At 69.5% G+C, this 20,189-nt stretch carries 20 protein-coding genes and 2 pseudogenes; 10 read left to right on the top strand and 12 right to left on the bottom strand.

The features are described 5' to 3' along the window. Positions 1 to 144: 144 nt before the first annotated feature. The 4 genes from ACFUEL_RS14720 to ACFUEL_RS14705 all read right to left on the bottom strand — a co-directional run bounded on the left by ACFUEL_RS14720 (position 145) and on the right by ACFUEL_RS14705 (position 2,418). Positions 145 to 621, bottom strand: coding sequence for an ATP-binding protein (locus ACFUEL_RS14720; RefSeq protein WP_380236580.1), 477 nt, complete (start codon positions 619 to 621; stop codon positions 145 to 147). Then, positions 618 to 1,325, bottom strand: coding sequence for a transposase (locus ACFUEL_RS14715; protein WP_380236579.1), 708 nt, complete (start codon positions 1,323 to 1,325; stop codon positions 618 to 620). The genes ACFUEL_RS14720 and ACFUEL_RS14715 overlap by 4 nt, the downstream gene beginning before the upstream one ends. A gap of 63 nt (positions 1,326 to 1,388) precedes the next feature. Then, the gene (locus ACFUEL_RS14710; protein WP_380236582.1) at positions 1,389 to 1,589 is read right to left on the bottom strand and encodes a transposase family protein; all 201 of its coding nucleotides are present in this window, start codon (positions 1,587 to 1,589) and stop codon (positions 1,389 to 1,391) included. Positions 1,590 to 1,953: 364 nt separating this feature from the next. Continuing rightward, the gene (locus ACFUEL_RS14705; RefSeq protein ID WP_380236581.1) at positions 1,954 to 2,418 is read right to left on the bottom strand and encodes an Imm63 family immunity protein; all 465 of its coding nucleotides are present in this window, start codon (positions 2,416 to 2,418) and stop codon (positions 1,954 to 1,956) included. A gap of 170 nt (positions 2,419 to 2,588) precedes the next feature. On the opposite strand from ACFUEL_RS14705, the gene ACFUEL_RS14700 reads away from it, so the two are divergent. From ACFUEL_RS14700 to ACFUEL_RS14690, 3 genes and pseudogenes are all read left to right on the top strand, one after another. Continuing rightward, positions 2,589 to 3,155, top strand: coding sequence for an SMI1/KNR4 family protein (locus ACFUEL_RS14700; protein ID WP_380236578.1), 567 nt, complete (start codon positions 2,589 to 2,591; stop codon positions 3,153 to 3,155). Positions 3,156 to 3,448: 293 nt separating this feature from the next. Continuing rightward, positions 3,449 to 3,832: pseudogene (locus tag ACFUEL_RS14695) on the top strand (IS5/IS1182 family transposase); the annotation flags it as partial. Further along, positions 3,829 to 4,233: a hypothetical protein gene (locus tag ACFUEL_RS14690; RefSeq protein WP_380236577.1), complete on the top strand. Its 405-nt coding sequence runs from the start codon at positions 3,829 to 3,831 to the stop codon at positions 4,231 to 4,233. The pseudogene ACFUEL_RS14695 and the gene ACFUEL_RS14690, both read left to right, overlap by 4 nt. 581 nt (positions 4,234 to 4,814) lie before the next feature. Here the strand turns inward: ACFUEL_RS14690 and ACFUEL_RS14685 are convergent. Next, complete coding sequence (locus ACFUEL_RS14685; RefSeq protein WP_380236576.1) at positions 4,815 to 6,287, bottom strand: hypothetical protein; 1,473 nt, start codon at positions 6,285 to 6,287, stop codon at positions 4,815 to 4,817. Positions 6,288 to 6,705: 418 nt separating this feature from the next. Here ACFUEL_RS14685 and ACFUEL_RS14680 point away from each other — a divergent pair, with 418 nt between their 5' ends. From ACFUEL_RS14680 to ACFUEL_RS14670, 3 genes are all read left to right on the top strand, one after another. Next, positions 6,706 to 8,304, top strand: a complete 1,599-nt coding sequence (locus ACFUEL_RS14680) for an ISL3 family transposase (RefSeq protein WP_380236575.1) — start codon at positions 6,706 to 6,708, stop codon at positions 8,302 to 8,304. A 45-nt stretch (positions 8,305 to 8,349) separates the two neighbouring features. After that, the gene (locus ACFUEL_RS14675) at positions 8,350 to 8,754 is read left to right on the top strand and encodes a hypothetical protein (RefSeq protein ID WP_380236574.1); all 405 of its coding nucleotides are present in this window, start codon (positions 8,350 to 8,352) and stop codon (positions 8,752 to 8,754) included. A 337-nt stretch (positions 8,755 to 9,091) separates the two neighbouring features. Beyond that, entirely contained in the window at positions 9,092 to 9,760 is a 669-nt protein-coding gene (locus tag ACFUEL_RS14670; protein WP_380236573.1) for a hypothetical protein, read from the top strand. A 27-nt stretch (positions 9,761 to 9,787) separates the two neighbouring features. Here ACFUEL_RS14670 and istB read toward each other — a convergent pair. Together istB and ACFUEL_RS14660 are read right to left on the bottom strand one after the other, a co-directional pair. Beyond that, a pseudogene (istB, locus tag ACFUEL_RS14665) lies at positions 9,788 to 10,572 on the bottom strand (IS21-like element helper ATPase IstB). A gap of 335 nt (positions 10,573 to 10,907) precedes the next feature. Then, a complete protein-coding gene (locus ACFUEL_RS14660; RefSeq protein WP_380236572.1) occupies positions 10,908 to 11,639 on the bottom strand; it encodes a hypothetical protein in 732 nt (243 codons plus the stop codon). Positions 11,640 to 11,748: 109 nt separating this feature from the next. Between ACFUEL_RS14660 and ACFUEL_RS14655 the strand changes: the two genes are divergently transcribed. Both ACFUEL_RS14655 and ACFUEL_RS14650 read left to right on the top strand, forming a co-directional pair. Beyond that, positions 11,749 to 11,955: a hypothetical protein gene (locus ACFUEL_RS14655; RefSeq protein ID WP_380236571.1), complete on the top strand. Its 207-nt coding sequence runs from the start codon at positions 11,749 to 11,751 to the stop codon at positions 11,953 to 11,955. A 185-nt stretch (positions 11,956 to 12,140) separates the two neighbouring features. Further along, a complete protein-coding gene (locus ACFUEL_RS14650) occupies positions 12,141 to 12,743 on the top strand; it encodes an Imm21 family immunity protein (RefSeq protein ID WP_380236570.1) in 603 nt (200 codons plus the stop codon). Between the two features lie 19 nt (positions 12,744 to 12,762). Here ACFUEL_RS14650 and ACFUEL_RS14645 read toward each other — a convergent pair whose 3' ends face one another. The 3 genes from ACFUEL_RS14645 to ACFUEL_RS14635 form a co-directional block, all read right to left on the bottom strand. Next, complete coding sequence (locus ACFUEL_RS14645) at positions 12,763 to 14,304, bottom strand: tyrosine-type recombinase/integrase (RefSeq protein WP_380236569.1); 1,542 nt, start codon at positions 14,302 to 14,304, stop codon at positions 12,763 to 12,765. Positions 14,305 to 14,590: 286 nt separating this feature from the next. Further along, positions 14,591 to 15,094: a tyrosine-type recombinase/integrase gene (locus ACFUEL_RS14640; RefSeq protein WP_380236568.1), complete on the bottom strand. Its 504-nt coding sequence runs from the start codon at positions 15,092 to 15,094 to the stop codon at positions 14,591 to 14,593. Between the two features lie 46 nt (positions 15,095 to 15,140). Further along, a complete protein-coding gene (locus ACFUEL_RS14635) occupies positions 15,141 to 15,518 on the bottom strand; it encodes a hypothetical protein (protein ID WP_380236567.1) in 378 nt (125 codons plus the stop codon). Positions 15,519 to 16,185: 667 nt separating this feature from the next. Between ACFUEL_RS14635 and ACFUEL_RS14630 the strand changes: the two genes are divergently transcribed. Together ACFUEL_RS14630 and ACFUEL_RS14625 are read left to right on the top strand one after the other, a co-directional pair. Further along, on the top strand, positions 16,186 to 17,205 hold the full coding sequence (locus tag ACFUEL_RS14630) for a helix-turn-helix domain-containing protein (protein ID WP_380236566.1): 1,020 nt from the start codon (positions 16,186 to 16,188) through the stop codon (positions 17,203 to 17,205). 247 nt (positions 17,206 to 17,452) lie between these two features. Continuing rightward, the gene (locus tag ACFUEL_RS14625; protein ID WP_380236565.1) at positions 17,453 to 18,610 is read left to right on the top strand and encodes an IS701 family transposase; all 1,158 of its coding nucleotides are present in this window, start codon (positions 17,453 to 17,455) and stop codon (positions 18,608 to 18,610) included. A 193-nt stretch (positions 18,611 to 18,803) separates the two neighbouring features. Here the strand turns inward: ACFUEL_RS14625 and ACFUEL_RS14620 are convergent, their stop codons facing one another. Then, positions 18,804 to 18,974, bottom strand: coding sequence for a hypothetical protein (locus ACFUEL_RS14620; protein ID WP_380236564.1), 171 nt, complete (start codon positions 18,972 to 18,974; stop codon positions 18,804 to 18,806). A gap of 472 nt (positions 18,975 to 19,446) precedes the next feature. Beyond that, positions 19,447 to 20,112: a class F sortase gene (locus ACFUEL_RS14615; protein ID WP_380236562.1), complete on the bottom strand. Its 666-nt coding sequence runs from the start codon at positions 20,110 to 20,112 to the stop codon at positions 19,447 to 19,449. Positions 20,113 to 20,189: the final 77 nt, after the last annotated feature.

The raw sequence follows: 20,189 nt of genomic DNA, 5'->3' as shown, positions 1-20,189 counted from the left end.
CTCGACGGCCACGCGGCAGTAACGGATGCCGCCTCACCTCGTGCGGTGCGCGCGGCGCCCGGCTCGCGCCCCGGCGCACCGGGTGCCGTGGCACCGCACCGGGGTTTCGGGAAGTCCCGGCGGGGCCCAAGGGTGGACGGCGGGTCAGGTGCTCGGGTCAGGGAACCCGTCGCAGCGGGGACGCGTCGCGCGCCGGGTGGATGACGGGCCGGGCGGCCTCGGGGGTGGCCAGCAGGGCGACGATGGTGATCGGCTGGTCGCAGTGCGGGCAGTTGCGGGTCGCCGCGGGCTCCAGGACGTCGCGGACGGGCGTGCGGGCTGGGGCCCGGACCACTTCTCGTCGAGGCCGGGCTGAGCGGCGAAGTCGAAGTCCGCGAGCGACCAGGGCTCGGGCAGGCAGGCGAACCGCTCCCGGGCGGCCAAGCGCCGGGCCTCGGTCGCCTCGACCTCGATCTCCAGCAGCCGCTCCAGCGCGGCGGTCATCGACATCCGCTCGGTGCGGGCCTGGTCCAGCACCCGGTTCAGCGCCTCGGCGGCGTCGTTCAGCTTCAGGTAGAACGGGTGCCCCTTCAACTGCTGGAAGCGCCTGGCCTCGCTCATCTGCATCGGTGACGTGCTCACTCCCGGTGGTCCTCCTCAGGTGTCGGTGCGGTCCGCAGCCGGTCGGCCACGGCGGCGTAGTGGGAAAGATCGACGACGACCCGCTCCGCACTGGCGGAGCCGCTCGTGCCGGTCCCGCGCAGGCGGTCGGCCTCGGCGATCGCGGCTTCCGACGGCGGCCGGCGGACCTTGCTCTTGCAGGGCGCCCGGTCGGAGAACGACGCCAGCACCGCGCGCTCCAGCGCGATCACGTGCCCGGCGTCGCGGACGACCTGCCCGGACCCGCCCGGCGCCCGGTGGTGCTTGGCGACCACCGCCCGCCCGGCCGTCAGGACGTGCAGGTAGTCCTCGCCCAGGCGGCGCAGGACCTTGACCTGGGCACCGGGCAGGCCCGGCGGGACGGAGTACTGGTTGCCGTCGAAGGACACCAGGCCCTGCGGGCTGACAGTGCGCTCGACCTCCAGCTCGGCCGGGAACGGCCGGGTCGGAATCTCTAGCAGCGGCTCGGCCGCGGCGAGTTCGGCGACCGTCGCCGACGCGCCGTCGATCCGGCGGCGCCGCTCGTCCATCCGGGCCGCGAGCTTGTCGACGCCGAGCGCCCTCACGGCGGAGGTAGATGGGTCGGGCAACCGCCGGACCTGGCGCAGGATCGTCCCCCGGCTGGCCCGGAGGCCGATGTAGGGCGCAAGGCGACTGCCGGCCCGCCCGCCGACGGCGAGTCCCACCGCCTTTAGTATCCGGACGACTGCTTCAGTGGACCGGCCGTGGCGCTCCGTCAGTCGTTGGACCTACTCGGCGAACGTCCGTCGGCTACACCCGCCGTGATCGCAGAAGAACCGGCGGACCCGCAGGGTCAGGACGATGAGTCGGCCGCCGAGTGGTCGGTCGGCCAAGCGTCGCCGGTACGTGCTGTGCACCCTGTGGCCCATCGCCCCGCAGCTCGGGCACTCCGCTGCCGGGCACCGGCTGTGAGCATCGACTCGGACCACGTCCTCATCTGTCCGGATCCGCTCCACCACCAGGTCTTCGACCTCGGGCCAGACCAAACTCCGGACCTCGCATGCGTCCCCCACTCGGTCAACGCTCGCAACTCTGCGGAGACACCCTGCGGCAATGACCGGAAGTGACTGCCCCTCGTTGTATTGGACATGCTGTTTGGAAGCCGGTGGGCAGCGAGATTGAGAACCAGTTGTGAACTTGTGAACCGATATGGCGTTGGCTCGGCAGTTCGTGCCTACTGGCGCCACTTTCGAGTGATGATGTGCCACTCGCACGCTTCCAGATCTGGAGCCGCGACGGCGGAACGGGTGGCCTGGCCTCGCTGTCGGTAGGCAACCGCACCGGACGGCTTCCTCAGGAGCGAGGGGCGAGCGGGTCGCCTCGGCCGGACAGCCATGTGAGGGGGTGGGCGTCCACGTCCTCCAGGCGAATTCCTGGGCATTGGGCGGGGATGCCTGCGCGGAACTGCTCAGCCCATTGAGCGTCGAGGCGCCGGAGCAGTTCGACCTGCTTGGCGAGCCAGCCAATTCGGCTGTCCCGGTCTGCGGGGAAGCGGTCCCGCTGCCACAGCTCCCAGCGCATGGCCATCGAGCGGGTGGCGTCGAGGGCGACCCAGTGCAGGGCCTCGTCGAGGTCGCTGGTGGCCCGGTGGTGAAGCACCTGGCCGCGCTCCTCCGCGATCCAGTGGATGATCCCGCCTCTGACGAAGAGGTAGGGGTGGGCGCCGCCTTGGTGGCTGAAGGCGGCCAGATCGCCCGTCGTCACGCCATCGAGCTTGGCGGCCATGTCGCGCACGGCGGCCTGCAGGCGCCCCATCATTATCGTCACATGGACGATTATTGCACGTGCGCTCGCCCAGTGTCCGGTGACAGCGGACCTGGACCGGCTGCCAGCGAAGTTGGACTGAACGCAGTTCGTGACAGCGAAGATGGATAGTGATTGGGGCTCCCTGAACGCGTCAGGTGCTCGCCCGGCTACAGTTCCGCCCCGTGACTGATGCCTCCCGTCGTACCTCTGCAGACGACGACGCGCTTCTGGAAAGGCTGCGTGCTCTCGCCTGGGGCGCAGAAGGTTCGGGCATCACCCGCGGCTGTCTCCCGGATCAGCCGTTTCCGCCGATCACGAAGATCCAGGTGGAACAGGTGGAGCGGCAGCTCGGGTACGAGTTGCCGCTCCTGCTCCGACGTGTCTACACCGAGGTCGGTGACGGCGGGTTCGGCCCGGAAGGCGGCCTCGCCTCGCTGACACCGCGCCGCATCCCGGAGCGGCACCAGCCGGACTGGCCACTCGCAACCTCCCCTCGCACTCGATATCCGGAGTGGGGGCCGCCGGCGTCATGGCTCTTCCTGACTGGTGGCGGCTGCAGCATGCAGTGGTACGTCTCGTTGATAGCGGTCGACAACCCGGTCCTGCTCTGGGACGCCGACGGCTGGGAACCCGACTGGGGCGAGAACCCCCACGACGGCCTGCACTACGCGGCACCGTCGCTGCGCCAATGGCTGTGGACCTGGGCAGATGGAGGCGACGTCTGGGACGAAGCGCTCAAGATCCTGTAGGAGCTTCGACCCGAGGGTGCTCCCTGTGCGCCCTCCGGAGTCCAGCCGGGCGGTCCTCGTGCTACGGCTCTCGCAGGCCTCGCTGCTGCCTTCGACAGAGGTTCCTGCGTCGCGCCGACCTGTAGCGGTCCATGTTCGGTGTCACGAACCGCGTTCAGTCCAACTTCGCTGGCAACTGGTCCAGGTTCGCCGTCACAGGTCACCCGGACAGGCGTGCGCAGCCGACTTCACGGCCGCTCTCCGTGATCGTCACGAGATGTGTGCCACAGCCAAATTCAAAGAGCGCCATCACTTTGGCCGCGAACGCGCACGACAACGCCGCCGAAACCGCCCTGCTGGACCAGGTCGCCGAGCACGCCGGCGGCAGCGTCCGAAAAGCCCTGGTCGACCAGGGCTTCAAGAAGCAGGTCGTCGCGCACGGCACGGGCCTGGGCATCGATGTCGAGATCGTCGAACGCAACCCGCAGGACAGAGGGTTCGTCTCGCAGCCGAAATGCTGGAGGGTCGAGCAGACCTACGGGATCTTGATACTGCACCGGCGCCTGGTCCGCGACTACGAGCACCGCCCGTCCTCCTCCGCCTCCCGTGTCTACTGGGCGATGACCCAGGTCATGGCCCGCCGTCCGACCGGTGCGAGCACGCCCACCCGGTGCGATCCCCGTGCGGCGACGGCATGAACCTCCAGCCCCTGCTCGACGCGCTCGACATCCAGGAGAACGCCGCCCAGGCCATGGCTGACGGCCTCCGTACGCAGATCGAGGAACTGCACGGCCGACTGCGGGAGGCACAGACCCATCTCGAACACCTCGCGATCACCCGCAAGACCGTCACCGCCCTCGCCGACCGCCTCCCGGCCCGCACGTCCTCGCCCGACGTGCCGGAGCACCCGGACTACCCGCCCATCCTCGCCGTCTTCAACGAGGCCACCTGCCCCCTCCGGGCCCGCGACGTCTGCGAAGCTCTCGACCACGAACTCCTGCCGAAGAACATCGAAGGCACCCGCGCCAAGCTGAAACGCCTCGTCAAACTCGGCATCCTCACCGAGCTCGACGCCGGCAGCTTCGCCAAGAAGTCGTAGCCGTCCTTGAGGTGAAGGGTCGAGCGTTCTCACTGGGCGGTGTGCGCGAGCTACAGGAAGTCGTCCTCCGCACGTGCCCAGACCAACTGCTCGTCGTTCAGCGGCGGGGTGAATCCGTCTGGAAGCATCAGCATTCGGTCGTCCGGCCACATGTTCTCAAGCCCGTGTTCCGCGCAGTCCAGCGCGATGAGATGTGATGGTCCACCCCGGCATGTGTCACCTCGGTACGGGCCGTCATGGGACTGGCAAACGTATCCAAACGATGTGCAGTCGTCCTCATCGGTCGGCTCGTAGAAGCCAGGATCGCGGACAACGAGCGTCACCGGTTCCTGCAGGTTGTCCCTGGGAATGGGACGCGGGTCGCACCACAGCAGTCGGGGAGGGAGCACGTGCTCATCATCCCGCGCTGCAGCCCTCCCCGGCCACAGCCGCCCGCAGCCTCGTGGCAAGCAGTCCTCTCAACCTCACGCCAAAGCGGACATCAACCCACGAACCGCCCTCTGACAAGTCGCAGCCGGGGCCTCACCCTGGATGTGCCAATAGGGCTGGACCCGTGGGGCCCGGCCCTTCCTGAGTAGCGGCTACAGACCCGCCCGGTTCAGCAGCCACTCCATGTGCTCGCCCGGAAGGAACGGTGAGGCGCCGGCGGCTTCTGCGACGCGCTCCGAGGAGTCGGCGAGGAGTCGGAGCAGGGATTGGAGCGGGAGGTTGGGGTGGGGCGCGACCGCGCGGCGGACTCGGGCTTCGGGGTCGGCGGCCAGCTTCTCGGCGAGTTCCGAGGGCAGATTCGGATCGCGGGGTGCGAAGGAGCGGAGCCGGGGCTCAGGGTCGGTGGCGAAGCGGCGCAGGGTTGCCGGCGGGAACGTCAGGACCTCCTCCTGGTCCCACCAGAACGTGGACTTGTTCCGTCGGCGGTAGCGGCGCTCGATGCTTTCGGCGGTCGCGAGGTCGACCATGTGCGGGGCAGTGTGCGCCATGGTGAGGCGGACCATCTCCTCGTCGTCGTCGAGCAGTCGGGCCACCGCGTTGGGAGGAAGGGCCTTGCTGGCGGCCGCGGAGGCTCGGAAGCCGACGTAGGGCGAGTCGATGTGCGGCAGCGGATCGGCCGTCACCCAGCCCAGCCGCAGGATCCGCAGTTCTGTGGGCGCGAACTCGTTCCGGATCCACTGCAGGACCGTTTCGTCGTCCGCGTCCTCCCCTGGATCGGCCGTCGAGCGCGACAGCTCGTGGACCGAGGCGTGGATCTGCGCCCGCATGTCCTCGGGCGTGTCCGGTCGGGCGAAGACCTTCACCCGGACGTTCAAGGCCGGATCGACCGCAAGGGCCTCGCGAGCCGACGGCGGAAGGTCAGGATGCCGGGCGAGCTCGGCGCGAACCTCGCTGTCCGGATCTGCTGCGAGCCACCGGAGGGTGTCCGCGTCGAGAACGGCGTGAATGACCGCGCCCGCCCGGGTCACCGGGTCCGCCAACAGCGCCGGCAGTAGGTCCGACGGCGGTATCGGGTGCGGCAGATGCGCGTAGTACGTCGAACAGGCCGCGGCGCGGACCTTGGCCTCGGGATCGGTCAGCAGGATCCGGCGGACCGCCTCCGGGGCCTGCGGCCAGTGCTTCGCCAGCGCGGCGCGGATCTCCGGGTCGGGGTCGGCGGCGAGGCGGGCCCGGAGGTCGGACGGTGTGTGGTGGCCCCGAGCCAGGTACTCACGGACCCGTCGATCGGGATCCTCGATGAGCTGTTCCAGCATCTCCCGTGGTGCGGTCGCGGCGTGGATAACGAGCGCGGCGCGCACCGCCCCGTCCCGATGGGAGGCCAACCGGATACGGAACCGGTCCGGCAACCGGTCGTTGAGCGCCAGGCTGTGCAGGAGCCAGTGGTCGTCGATCGCGATGATCTCGACGATCATGTCCTCGGTAAGGTCCGGCCGCTCCGCCACCTTCCCCATGCCCCGCCGCCATGCGAATAGCCGCCGAACCATAGAGGCCGGCAGGGCGGGATTCATCGCCAACCCGTCCATCACCTTGTCGAGGTGAACCGGAGTCAGAGCGTCAGCATCCATGCGGCCAGCATGCCAGGCAGACTTCTATGCGACGCCGCCGGGCGGACAACCACGACGGCCGCTTCGAGCGGTGCGCCGGCCACCGCCCCTGTGGTCAGCTAGAAATCCGAGTGGCCCCTCAGCGGCCCTCCAAGCCTTCGCGGAGGTCACCGAGGCTTCGCCGTCCATCAGTTCGAGGCCAGGAAGAGGGATTCCTGTGTGGCCTGGTATCGGTAGGACTCGGTGCCGGTCTGGATCAGAGTGCAGCGGAACGTGATCCGGTCGGCGATAGCCGCGCTGGCTGCATAGGTGAGAACTGGTTCTGGTCCAACTTCTGTGGTGTGCCTACTCTCTGTGACTGTCGGTCTTGCTGGTAGGTCTCGCGAGATCGTCCGGAAACTGACAGTGCCGACGTCATTCGGGCTGATGGTTCTGGGCTGTGCGCGAGGTACTGCTTCGGCTGGAAGAGCCGCTCTTCCTGGCGGATCCGGGGATCAGGGTGGAGTCGGTCCAGGACGATGGCGAGGTGATTCGAGTCGGTGTCAGATGCCGGACTGCCGAAGCCCGTTGTCCGGGCTGCGGGAGCTGGTCCAGGCGGGTGCACGGTTCCTACCTGCGGTTTCCCGCTGACCTTCCCGTGACCGGACGGCGGGTGGTCCTGCGACTTCGTGTTCGGCGCTTCACGTGCGAAAACGTCTGCTGCGGGCGGCGGACGTTCGTCGAGCAGGTTGCGGGCCTGACCCGGCGGCACAGCCAACGGACCGAACGACTGCGATCGGTGCTGGCCGAGGTCGGCCTCGCCCTGGCCGGTCGCGCCGGTGCCCGGCTGGCCGAGGTCTTCGGCGCGAAGGCCAGCCGGAACACGGTCCTGCGGCTGGTCGACACCCTCCCGGAACCTCAGCCACAGGTCCCACGTGTGGTCGGCATCGACGAGTACGCGATGCGCAGGGGCCGTGTCTACGGGACAGTGCTGGTCGACGTCGAGACCCGCAGGCCGGTGGACCTCCTACCGGATCGCGAGGCGGGCACGGTTACGGCCTGGCTGGCCGAGCGCCCGGGAATCGAGGTCGTCTGCCGCGACCGTGCCCCGTTCTTCGCCGACGGCGCCAGGACCGGGGCACCCACCGCGGTCCAGGTCGCCGACCGCTTCCACCTCTGGCGCAACCTTGGCGAAGCGGCCGAGCGGTGCGTCTCCCACCACCGCCCTTGCCTTCGTTCGACCTTCACCGAGTCGGTGCCGGAGATGGATCCAGCTCCGGCAGCGGCCGAGAGCGGGCCTCCGTGGCCCACCGGGCACCGGTTCGCCGACCGCACCAGCGCCAAGCACGCCACCGTCCACGCGCTGCTGGCCGCCGGCCACAGCAGACGCTCGATCCAGCGCCAACTCGGCATGACCTATCGCACCGTCCAACGGCTGGCCAACGCCGCGCGGCCGGAAGACCTGTTCCACGGGCAGTGGCAGAACCGCAGGACCAAGCTCGACGACTTCAAGGCCCACCTGCACGACCGGTGGGCCGAAGGCTGCACGAACGCCTGGACCCTCTGGGAAGAGATCAAGACGCACGGCTACCGCGACGGCTACGGAGCCGTCCGCACCTACCTCCAGCCGTTCCGCACCACCCCGACCGCACCGGCCACCCGACCACCCTCCCCGCGCACGGTCACCGGCTGGATCCTGACCCACCCCGACACCCTGCCGGAGAGCGAGTGCCTGAAGCTCAAGTCCCTCGTCGCCGGCTGCCCCGAACTGGATGCCCTCACCGGGCACGTCCGCACCTTCGGGAAGATGCCCACCCAGCTCCAGGGCGACCAGCTCCCGCAATGGATCAAGGCGGTCCGCGCCGACGACCTACCCAGCCTCCACAGCTTTGCCAACGGCCTCGAACGCGATCTCGCCGCCGTCACCGCCGGCCTCACACTGCCGTGGAGCTCCGGCGTCGTCGAAGGCCACGTCAAACGGATCAAGATGCTGAAGCGACAGATGTACAGCCGGGCGGGCTTCGGCCTGCTACGCAAGAGGGTTCTCCTTGCCCCTTGATCACGCGTCAGCGACAGATGACATGATCCGCAAGGAGGTGACGTCATGCGTACGGACGTAATGCAGTTCGCTGCCTTGGCCGACCTGGCGGCCGAGCCGGTCGGACCGCCAGTGCCGTGGCATCAGTCGCGCCAAGCGTGCGGAGTTGAGTTCCCCGCGGACTACCGCGAGTTCATCGACCAGTTCGGGCCCGGAGAGGTCCGCGGCTACCTGGGTGTGAACGCTCCGTGGCCATGGCCGGGCTCATCGCAGGACGGGGAGATCTTCCGCGTCTTCACATCGAGTACGGTCGAGGACCTTGGTCCGGTGTTCCGGGAGATGCGCGACGAGGACCCGGCCCTGTGCCCATACCCGCTCTTCCCAGAGTCTGGGGGACTTCTCCACTGGGGCGGCACCATCCAAGGCGACCAGTTCTTCTGGCTCACCAGCGACCCAGAGCCCATGGAATGACCGGTGGTGGTGTGGTTCCGAGGGAAGGATCCGAGAAACGCGTGGCGGCGGTACAACATGCGCTTCGTCGCTTTCCTCGTCAATGCCTTGTCGGGTGAAGACCAGGACATGCATGACCTGCCCAACTGGCCCAACGAGCCGATCTGGCGGCGGACTGGCTAATTCATTCACAGGGAGTAGGAACTCCACAGAAGCTGGACCAGAACCTGAGAACTGAGAGCAGTTGTTGGCGGCTTCGGAGAGCGGCTGTTGGTCGGTCGGCCGAGGAATGTTGCCGAGAGATGAGAGCGCCGGGGGTGGTGGAGGCTGTGTCAGTGGCCTCCGGTTGTATTGCCGCGTGAGCGTCTACGAAGTGATCAAGCAGTTGCCCGAGCCCGAGACGGTGCGTGTCCGCTCGAAGGCGATGGCGATGCTGGACGCCGTCCTGAGCCCGGAGTGGCAGTGGCGTTACTACTCGTATGACACCCGGTGGGCTCCGGGTGAGGAGATGGCCTCGATGCGGGACGGCAGCGGGAACGACTACGCCATCGTCTTCTCCGCGGCCGGGGTCTATGCCCAGGCGTGCAATCACGAGTCGCCGATCAGTGCCTACCGTGTCTCGCCGCCGGCCTCGTGGCCGGGTCTGTTCGACTCGCTTCCCGAGGTCTTCCGTCCGTTCGCGCAGGAGCCGGCGTTCCAGGACAGCAGCGGTGTTCCCCGGGCCACCGTCTGTCTGTGGCGGGAGCGCACGGACTCCGCATGGAGGTGCGGCGACGTCCTCGTCCCCGACGAGGACGAGGAGGACGCCGATGGTGCGCAATGGCTGTTCGGGCTCCTGCTGGAGGGCACGGCCGAGGCTTATCTGGAGTTCGCCGAGGAGTACTACGAATTGGCGCCGGAACTGGAAGCGGTCCGGCATGTCTACGAGCTCAAGCCGCTGACGCAGGACATTGTCTCGGCGTTGAACCCGGAGGTTCGGCTCGAAGACCTGGCCGAGGACATCGCCCAGATCGGATATCCGGAGTAGACGCTCGCAGCGGCAGCTGGCCCGTCCTCAGCCGACCACCTGCTGCTGTTCGGCGCGGGCCCGGGTGCTGGCCAGGCGGTAGGAGTCGGTGCCGGTCTCGATGATGGTGCCGTTGAAGGTGAGGCGGTCGACGATGGCCGCGCAGAGCCGGGGATCGGTGAAGGTCTTGGTCCAGCCGGCGAACGACTCGTTCGAGGCGATGGCGACGCTGTTCTTCTCCTCCCGCTCGGTCAGGACCTGGAACAGCAGCTCGGCGCCGCGGCGGTCGAGTTCCATGTAGCCGAGTTCGTCGATGCACAGCAGGTCGACGCGGCCGTAGCGGGCGACGGTCCTGGCCGGCTGCTTCTCGTCCGCGGCCTCGACGAGCTCGTTGACGAGCTTGGTGGCCGGCACGTACTTGACCCGGAAGCCGGCGCCGTCGCGGCCTCGGTGCCGAGCGCGATCAAGCGCGATCAGCAGGTGAGACTTGCCGGTGCCGGAGCCGCCGATCAGGCAGAACGGCAGGCTCTTCTTGATCCACTCGCAGGTCGCGAGGGTGTGGACCGTCGCCGGGTCGATGTTCGGGTTCGCGTCGAAGCCGAACTTCCGCAGGGACTTGTCCCGGGGAAGCCGGCAGCCTTGATCCGCCGCTCCGAGCGGCGCCGGGCCCGGTCGTCGCACTCGGTCATCAGCAGCTCGGAGAGGAAGCCGGGGTGGGACATCTGCTCGCGGGCGGCGCTTTCGGCGAGTTCGGGGAACTGGGATCGGACGGTGGGCAGCCGCAGCGTCCGGCGTGCCTGGTCGATGGCGGCGGTGGCGGCCTGCTCGGTGATGCCTCGTCGGCGGGGGGGAGGTCACGGCGTTCTCCTTCAAGGGGTGGGGCGGTCCGGTCGGCGGTGTCGCAGCAGCTGGTCGTAGTGGGCCACCGAGGGCAGCGGCCTGGTGTCGGGAGGCAGCTGGGCCAGGCGCCGCTCGGTCAGCGAGGTCACCGTCGTCAGGTCGGTGGCGGACGGCCGCGCTTCTGCGGGAGTCCCGGTGTCGGCCCCTGCGGCCTTGCGGGCCTCCAGCGCGACCGCGTCGGCGGTCAGCGCACCGAATCGGAGGGCGGCGGCGAGACCGGCGACGAGGTGCTCGTGGGGCAGGTGCCGGCCCAGCAGCAGGACCTCGATCAGCGCGCGGGTGCCTTCGCGCTCGCCGTGGGCCTTGCGGACGGCCGCCCACCAGGCGTCGTGGACCGGGGTGAAGCGGCCGGCGGAGCGGGCCTGGTCGAGCGCGGTCGCCCCGGGCAGGGCGCCGGGCTTGCGGACCAGGGCCTCCAGGTAGTGGTCCAGATCGAGCCGGTGCCGCCCTTGGCGATCAGCCGCTCGTGCCGGGCGACCTCCTCCCGGCCGTCGTAGACGACCAGTTCGGAGGCGTGCAGCATCACCCTCACCGTCCGGCCGATCAGCCGCACCGGCACCGAGTAGCGGTTGTTGCGCACCCCGATCTGGCTGTATCGGTCGACCCGAGGGGTGGACAGCCGGCCCGTCTCGAACGTCTCCTCCGGCAGCGGCGCCGGCAGCGACCGCTCGGTGGCCAGGTACTCGCCGATGGTGCGGGGCCGGGAGCGGATCCGGCGGGCCTCGTCCTCCTCGTCCCACCGGTCGATCATCGCGTTGAGTTCGGCCAGCGTGGCCACTTCCGGGACGGGGACCAGGTGGTTGCGGCGGAACCAGCCGATCTGGCCCTCGACGCCGCCCTTCTCGTGGGCGCCGCCGATACCGGGCCGACGGTAGAGGACGTCCAGGCCGTAGTGCGAGCGGAACGCGGTCCACCGCTCGGCCTCCACCCGCTGCCGGGAGAAGCCCAGCACCCGGGCGGCGGCCCCAAGGTTGTCGTAGCGGACCCTCCCGGTCGGCACCCCTCTAATATGCGGGTCTCGGTATCAAGAGTGGGAGCTGGCGGTAGTTGTCACTGCGAGGGGCAATAATCCCCACACCGATTGGCCTGCGCTCGTTACTCTGCCGCTCGTGCCTAACGTCGCAAGCCCCGCCAACATCATGTTCGAGCGCCTCTTGTGCTGCATCTGCGGCCAGAGCACCGCCGACTCCGACGACTATGTGCTCCTGGGGATCAGCGCCCCGGGCATCCCCACCGAGCAGTGGCTCGGGGCCCACGCGGAACACCTCAATGGCCTCCTCGCCCGCGGCTTTTCGGTTGAGGTCCACAAGATGTGACCCCGGACGCGAGGCAGCCCCCGGCTGCTCGCCCGAGTCCCTGCATGGCCGATCAAACAGGAAGATCGCAGCGCGCCGACCACGCGGTTACAGGTCTGGCGCCCAGGTGGCTCTGTTTCGACAGTCACAGACTGAGATGGGCGGCCTCGAGCGTCGCTGTCGGAGGCTCTGTGGATACTGGCGTCGTGACGACGTTCCCCTCCCCCGAAGCCGACACGCCCGAACCTTCCCCGGCCTGGGTCGAGTCGATGGGCGGCCCACTGATCGTTGTGCCGGTTTCCGCGTTGGCCAAGTGGCATGGTTGCACCCAGTCAGGGATGGTCGTCGGCAGTGGTGACCTCCTGGACGACTACGACCGCGCCTGCGAGGTGGATGATCTGGCCGGTGTGATCGCCATCGGCGAGGACGGCGCCGAGGGACTCGTCTTGGGGGACGAACCTGCCAACAGCTTCTATCTGGCGGAACACCAGGCCTTCGTTCGCTGGCTGGGTGCCGACAGCGAGGCAGACCTGATCGCCGCCGCCCAGGCTGTGCTCGCCGACCCCACCACCGAGTGGGACGAGTGCGGCGTATGGAACACGGACGGCCCCGCGGTTCTCATGGACTCCGTGACCGCTGGTGCCGAGCTCGGCATCGAGTACCCGAACGGCGGAGGCGAGCCGGCTCAGGCCCCCGTCGCCCTGCCGCCCGGCAGCTGGTTGGTCCGCGCCGTCCACGCGTCACCTTTTGAGGAAACCTCTGTGGGCGTGGTCCAACTCGTGCCCCAGGCAGCGAGCCAAGCGCGATGATCCCTCGGCGAAGGGGCAGTCAGGACGCTTCTTCGTCCAGTCGGCTGAGCAGGCCGTCGAAGGTCTGCTCGCGGGCGACCTGCCCTTTCGCGGCCGCGTCATCGCGTTGACGTTCGAGCGTGGGGCGGAATTCGATCGTGATGACGAAGAACGTGCAGGACTCGCAGATCGACTCGAAGTGGCAGTCCATCTCGACAGGCCGCGCGCAGTAACCGTTGCCGAGCATCCGTTGGTGCATCTCTCGGCGGAGCTTGGCCATCTCCGAGCCCTCCGCCTCGGCCGGCAGCCGACGTGGGGCGTCGTAGAGCGCCTCGACCTTCTCCGAGACCGCGAAGTATTCGTCCGCCACCGTCCGGTCGGCGATCCGAGCGTAAAAACGCGTCATGGACAACGACCGGTGACCGAGCAGAGCGGCGATCGCCTCCAGGGACATGCCGCGATTGATCGCCTGCGTGGCCAGCGTGTGCCGCAGTTGGTGCGGGGTGACGCGGCCGAGGCCGGCCCGCTCCGCCGCCTTGCGGACAGCCTGCTCGATGCGGGAGGCGTTGACCTGGCGGCCGTGATCGGTGAATAGCAGGTTCGACCGCAGGCCCTCGGGCCGGTGCAGCAGCCAGTCGTCCAGCAGCGTCTTCAGCTGCGGATGCAGGGGGACGTAGCGGTCGGTGTGCATCTTGCCGACCGGGACGCGCAGCCAGTAGGCGGAGCCGATCTGGACCACCGCGTCGATCGTGAGGCCCAGCATCTCGCTGCGACGCATCCCGGTCCGGGCGAGGATCTCGATGGCCAGCCGGGCGAACGGATCGGGGTCCTGGCGGGCGGCGGTCAGCAGCTTGGCGGCCGCCGCATCGTCGAGGAAGCGGGGCAGTGGCTCGTCCGCGATCGGGAAGTCGCTGTCGAACACCAGCTGGCGGGGCGGTCGGTCGTCGGCGTCCCACTCGTCCAGGCGACGGAAGAATCCCCGGAGCTTGCTCAGCCGGTCGCGGACGGTGTGCCGGTGCAGTGGTCCGCCGCGGGCGGTCGGCCGCTCCAGCAGCCACTGCCGGTAGCGTTCGACGTGCCGTCGTTTGAGGTCCGCCAGGCAGCCCACCGTCGTGTCCTCGGCGGCGACCAGCAGGGCGAACTCCCGCAGTGTCAGCTCGGCGTTCTTCACGGTGCCCGGCCGCAGTGTGCCGCCGATCTGCCGCAGGTAGTGCTGCATGCTCTCCGCCAGTGCGGCCGGGACACGGGCCCACTCCTGGGCCCGCATGTCGGCCCGGTCCGGAGAGCGCCTTCGTGGCAGTTGGTCGGACAGGCTGCTGTGGAACAGCGTCGCCTCGAGATTGAACAGGGCTGTCGACAGAGCCTTCACCCCGCGGCTGGGGGTGCGGCTGGCCGCTTCGAGCAGCCGCCGTCGGCCCTCGTCCCAGTCGGCTTGCTGCAGCTCGTGCGGCTGCCGGCCGAACAGCGCGACGAAGTGGGCCAGCAGGTTGAACTGGGTCATGGCGACCGTGTCGCGGAACCCGAGCGAGCGTGCGGTCTCCATGAAGCGCAGGTGCAGTTCCGGATCGGTACGGGCCAGCACGATGCCCAGGCGTGGGCGCCGGGCGACCAGGTAGTCCGCGCCGGGCCGGAGGCGCCCGGCGCCGCGAGCCAGCTGATGAACCGGTGAGTCTCGTGGTTGAAGGCGAGCTGGCGTTCCAGCGGCAGGCCGGCGAAGTCCGCGAGGTCCGGGACCGCGGCGAGCAGGGCGCGGGCGCCCCAGCGGACCTTGTGGTCGGCGTTCATCCCCTGGGCGGCCCGGTGGGCGAGGTAGTACTCGACGAGGTCGGGGCGTACGACCGGCAGGGCCGCGGGGCGAGCCCGGCGCATCAGACGCCCGTCCTGTCCGCGTCGATGGCGGCGCTGGCCTGCAGGTACTGCTCGGCGAGCCAGGAGTTCGCCAGGTGAATGTAGATCCGGGTCGATTCGATGGAGCGGTGTCCGGCCTGGGCCTGCACCGCTTCCAGGGCCATGCCCGCCTCCCGTAGCCGGGTCAGGCAGGTGTGGCGGAGCTGGTGGCACGTCAGCCGTGTCAGCCCGGTCCGTCGCTGTGCGCCTTCGAGGATCTCGTCCAGGCCGGCGGCGGACAGCGGCTTGCCGCGGGTCGGGCCGCGCAGAACCACGAACAGTCGGTCGTGGTCGACCGGGGGACGCTCACTGTCCAGGTAGTCCCCGACAGCGGTGAAGAACTGGGCGGAGATCGGTATCAGCCGCTGGTGGCCGCCCTTGCCCTCGCTGACGAAGACCCGGCACTCGCCCGGCGAGAGGTCGCCCAGTCGCAGACCGAGCACCTCGCAGCGGCGCAGGCCGCCGAGGAGCATCGCCAGGACCATGGCCCGGTCCCGCTCGGTGTTCAGCGTGCCCAGTACCGCCTCGACCTCACCGGGACCAAGAACGCGCGGCAGAGTGCGCGGCGTGCGTAGCAGCGGTGCCCCGCGATTGCCGCTCCGCCTGCGGTTGGCGAGCCCGACCGGCACCGGGTTGCGTTGAACGGTCACGTCGTCGCGGGTCATGAGGTAGTCGCGGCTTCTTCTGTGCGGTGATGAACGCGAAGATGTCCGCCGTGACGACGTCGGTCGGCTCCTTGGGCACGACCGAGAAGAAGACCTTCAAGTCGTAGGCGGTGGCCAGCAAGGTGTTGGACCGGCAGCGGGCCGCGACGAACTCCAGGTAGTCATCGACCAGCGCGTGCCCCAGCGAGGCCGCGGGGTTGCCCGCGGCATCGACGCGTCGTACCAACTCCGGCTGCCAGGCCATCCGCGCTCCTCGACGGAAGCGACCATCCTGACCGGAAACACGAGATCGCGGAAGAGTTGTCACCCACATAACCGCCCAGCGTGTTGGGAGCGTGGACGTGGCCCTCGAAGAACGCTTCCTGCCCGCACGAGGCGAAGATCCGGTGCACCGCCTTGCCGGAGCAGGACAGCCGGAACGCGAACAGGTAGCAGGTCACCGACTCGCCGGCCAGACGCACCGTCACGTCCCCGAAGTCGACCTCCGCCTCCGCACCGGGCTTGTGGGTCTGCGGGATGAACGCTTCCACCACCCCCACAGCCCGCCTGCAGCCGGATCTCCCCGCGGCGCTCGGCCACGCAGCCGCGGACCATCTGGTACGAGACCTCGTCGGCGCCGTGCTCGTCCACCAGCCGGTCGAAGACCCGCTTCACCGTGTGCCGCTGCTTGCGCGGGGCATCCAGATCCGCCCACAGCATCTGGTCGATCAGCGGCTTGAACGGATCCAGCCGCGTCGCCCCGGGCGGCGCAGGTGTCGACAGCGGTGCGCAGTTCGTCGGGGACGGGGCCGATGGTGATGCGGCGTGACGTGTGCGGCAGATCCCCTGGCCAAGGGGCTTCTCATCGGCCTCGGTAGGGTCGCAGCAGGCAGAGCCGGGTTGCCTCGGTTGTCGAATCCGATGGGAGTGGCATGGTGGTGGAGAACCCGTCCGGGGAGGGCGGTCTGCCGGGGCAGGAGAGCTTCGAGTTCTGGCGGGAGGTGATCAGACAGAGCCGAGCGGCCGACATGACCAGCGACCATGTCGAAACGTTCACCGGCCAGGTTCGACAGCACCAGCTGGGGCCCGTCACGGTGCTGCGGATGTCCGTCCCCTCGCTCCGGGTACGGCGGACCGGGCGGATGGTCAGGCGCGTGGACGACGAGTCCTACCACCTGACGCTGCTGACGCGGGGCCGCGGTGTCGCCCAGGGAGCGCAGCCCCGACCGGAGAGCGCGCTGGCCGAGGGCAGTTTCCACCTGGTGAGCAGTTCCGTCCCGTACGACAACCTGTTCTTCGATCCGTACGGCAGCGGGAGGCAGCAGCCGCGGGTGGAGGCGCTGGGCGTCGACATCCCGATGTCCCTGTTGCCGGTGTCGCCGGACCGGCTGCGTGCCGTGGTCGGACGGGCGCTGCCCGGGCGGGAGGGGTCGGGGGCGCTGCTGGCGCAGTTCCTGCTCGGCCTGGATCGTCAGGGCGCGGCGCTGCGCCCGGTGGAAGCGTCCGGGCTCGGGATGGCGGTGGTCGACCTGATGTCGGCCTGGCTCGCCCGCGAGCTGGAGTGCGAGCAGGCCCTGACGCCCGAGACCTGTCACCGCGAACTCGTGGAGAGTGTCCGGGCGTTCGTCCGGCGCAACCTCCACGATCCGACCTTGGCCCCGCCGGTGATCGCCGCTGCGCACCACGTCTCGCTCAGTCACCTGCACCGGCTGTTCACTGAGCACTCCGGGGGTGAGACCCTCGCCGCCTTCATCCGCCGCCAGCGCATGGACAAGGCTCATCGCGAGCTCGCCGACCTCGCCCTGCGCACCCTGCCCGTCCAGGCCATAGCTGCCCGCTGTGGCTTTCCCCGAGCCCCTGAGTTCAGCCGCGCGTTCAAGGCCGCCCACGGCCTCTCACCCCGGGAGCACCGCGCCCAGGCGCTGTCGTCCACCCGGCCGACCATCTCGTAGTGCGGCAGGGCACCTTCCCGTTCCGGTGTTCGTGGTGAGCGCCAACACTCGTTCCGGTAGCCGATGCCGCACGTGCCCGCGTCCGGGGCAGAAGCATCGACGCGTGGACGGCGGTTGCCGAAATCTCGCACCTCCTCCTGAGCTGACCCGGTCCTGCCGATGTGCCGGCGCTCGCGGACCTTCGGTACTCCTAGTACTGCAACGGTGCTTACCGTGAGGGTTGTTGGGTTCGTTCGTTGGGCTGTTCATGGGTGGGGACACATCCGAGGTCGATGCTCGTCGCTGGTCGGACGGGCTGGCCGGCCTGCATGAGCGGTTTGCTCACCGGTTCGCGCGGAGCGAGTCGCGCGAGTCGGCACTGGCCTACATGAGTGGCCTGCCGGCGCCCTTGGAGCGCAAGAACGGCTGGACGGTGGCGGAGGAGGCCGGTCACGGTGGACCTGACCGGATCCAGCGGCTGCTGAACCGGATCGACTGGGACGCCGACGGGGTGCTCGACGACGTGCGCGGGTACGTGGTCGAGCACCTGGCGGACCCGGGCGGCGTGCTGATCGTGGACGACACCGGGTTCCTGGAGAAGGGCGTTCGGTCGGCCGGCGTCCAGCGGCAGTACTCCGGCACCGTCGGCCGGACCGAGAACTGCCAGGTCGGAGTCTTCCTCGCGTACTCGGGCAAGTTGGGCCGGACGTTGATCGACCGGGCGCTCTACCTGCCGAAGTCCTGGACGGACGACCGCGAGCGCTGCCGGGCGGCCGGGATCGGCGACGAGGTCGGGTTCGCCACCGAGGTCCAGCTCGCGCGGGCGATGGTCCGCCGTGCGATCGACGACCGGATCCCGTTCCGCTGGGTGACCGCGGATGCCGGCTACGGCTGCAGCAAGGGCCGGCGGACCGAGTTGGAGCAGGCCGATATCTTCCACGTCGTGGCCACCACCCGGCACGACACCGCCGTCACCCGGCGGGCCCTGGACCACCGGCTGCACGACCTGACGGCCGACCTGCCCCTGCAGAAGTGGAAGCGCCGATCCTGCGGCGAGGGCGCCCACGGCCTGCGGATCTACGACTGGGCGCGCGTGGAGGTCCGCCCCTGGCACCGCCCCGACCGCAGGCACTGGGTCCTGGCCCGCCGCAACATCACCGATCCCACGAAGATCGCCTACTACATCGCCTACGCGCCCGCCGAGGCCACACTGAACGAGCTGATCGCCGTCGCGGGTGCCCGCTGGGCGATCGAGGAGTGCTTCCAGACCGCGAAGGGCCAGTGCGGCCTCGACGACTACCAGATTCGTCGCCACCCGGGTTGGTACCGGCACACCACCCTGGCCATGGCCGCCCACGCCTATCTGACCGTCATGCGGGCCCAGCAGCTCGAAAAGGGGCCGGACCAGCTCGAACGCCAGACCTGACACCCCTCGCCCTTCCCGAGATCCGCCGGCTGATCGCGCAGCTCACCCGGCCTGTCCGCCGCAGCATCGACCATGTCCTGCACTGGTCCCGTTGGCGCCGCCGACGCCAACACCAGGCCCGCACCAGCCATTACAAACGACGAGGCCACAGCCCAAGAGCTGAAGCCTCGTCACCCTAAGCACCGTTGCAGTACTAACGGGAACTCAGGAAGCGGCGCAGCGAGACCGTCAACGCGGTGACGAACGCCTCGCGCCGCAACGGCGGGACAGCATCCAGGGACAGGCAGAGACCGAAGCCCACCAGCCCCACCAGCAGGAGAACGCCCGCCCCGCCCCGGCGGCGCCCACCCGCTGGATCCCGCACCCGAGGGCGTCCTACCCGATGAAGCAGCGGGAAAGACCAGATCCCCGGAGGCAGGCCGGCAGAAAACCAACCCCCAACAACAGACAGGACCGGGGACGCACAGGGCATACAGGAAAACACCGCCGACAGAGCAGCAGGAGACCCTGCACACGAAACCGACCAGCGGCTGCAGCAACCGGCCCTCCCGCCCCGACCGGGACAGCGCATCACGACCGACAGGAACAAGACCGATCGAGTCGGCACCGAACCCCGACCCGACCAGACAGCAACCAACCCCCGACAACACACCGAAACCCTCAAGACAGTCGACAGTGGGAACGACCGGACACCCGACCACCGACAGATCGGGAAGACAACCCTTCCCCGCCCCATCACCACACCACCAACGGCAGGCGAGAACACCGACACCACCAACTGACACACAGACAGGCACAGAACGGCCGACCGCACAGCCGGTCCGAAGGAGGGACGGTCAGCCGGCGAGGTGGGCGTAGACGACGGTGTTGTCCTGATAGCCGCCGCGGGTGCGGTCGAAGGGGCCGCCACAGGTGATCAGGCGCAGTTCGGGGCGGGCGGCAGGGGCGTAGACCTCGTCGGGGACCGCGGCTTTGGGGTAGTTGACGACACGGTCGACAGTGAAGGCCGCGGTGGTGCCATCGGCACGGTCGACGGTGACGGCGGCTCCCGGGCGGAGCCGGGAGAGGGGGTAGAAGACGGCGGGGCCGTCGGGGGTGTCGACGTGGCCGGTGATGATCGCTGTGCCCTTCTCGCCGGGGCTGGTGCCGGCCGCGTACCAGCCCGCGGTGTCGCCCTGCTCGGGCGGCGGCGGGGTCAGGGTGCCGTCCGGGGCGAGGGCGAGCGGCAGCAGGGCGGTGTCGATGCCCAGCGAGGGGACACGGAGCCGGATCGGGGCGGCTCTCGGCAGGCTTCGGGCGTCCGCGGTCGTGGGGGCGGAGGCCGGAGCGGCGGCGGCCGGCGGGGGCGGAGGCGGGGCGGGGGTGCCGGCAGTGGCGAGTGCGGTGGCGGCTCCGGTGAGGGCGATCGCGGCGGCGGTCAGAGCCGCGGTGAGTCCGCGGCCGCGGCCGGTGTCCGGCGCGCGCCCGTCGTCGCCGGGGTGGTCGATCGCTGTGCTGCCCACCTGTTCCGCCGTCCTTGTCGTCGTTGAAGGCCGCCTCGCCCTCCGGGTGGTCGCCCTTCCGCCCGGGCCGCGGGGCC

This window comes from Kitasatospora sp. NPDC057198, from assembly GCF_042670125.1.
Lineage (GTDB): Bacteria > Actinomycetota > Actinomycetes > Streptomycetales > Streptomycetaceae > Kitasatospora.
Note: the sequence above shows the minus strand (reverse complement) of the source record. Positions and strands in the feature narration are given on the sequence as shown.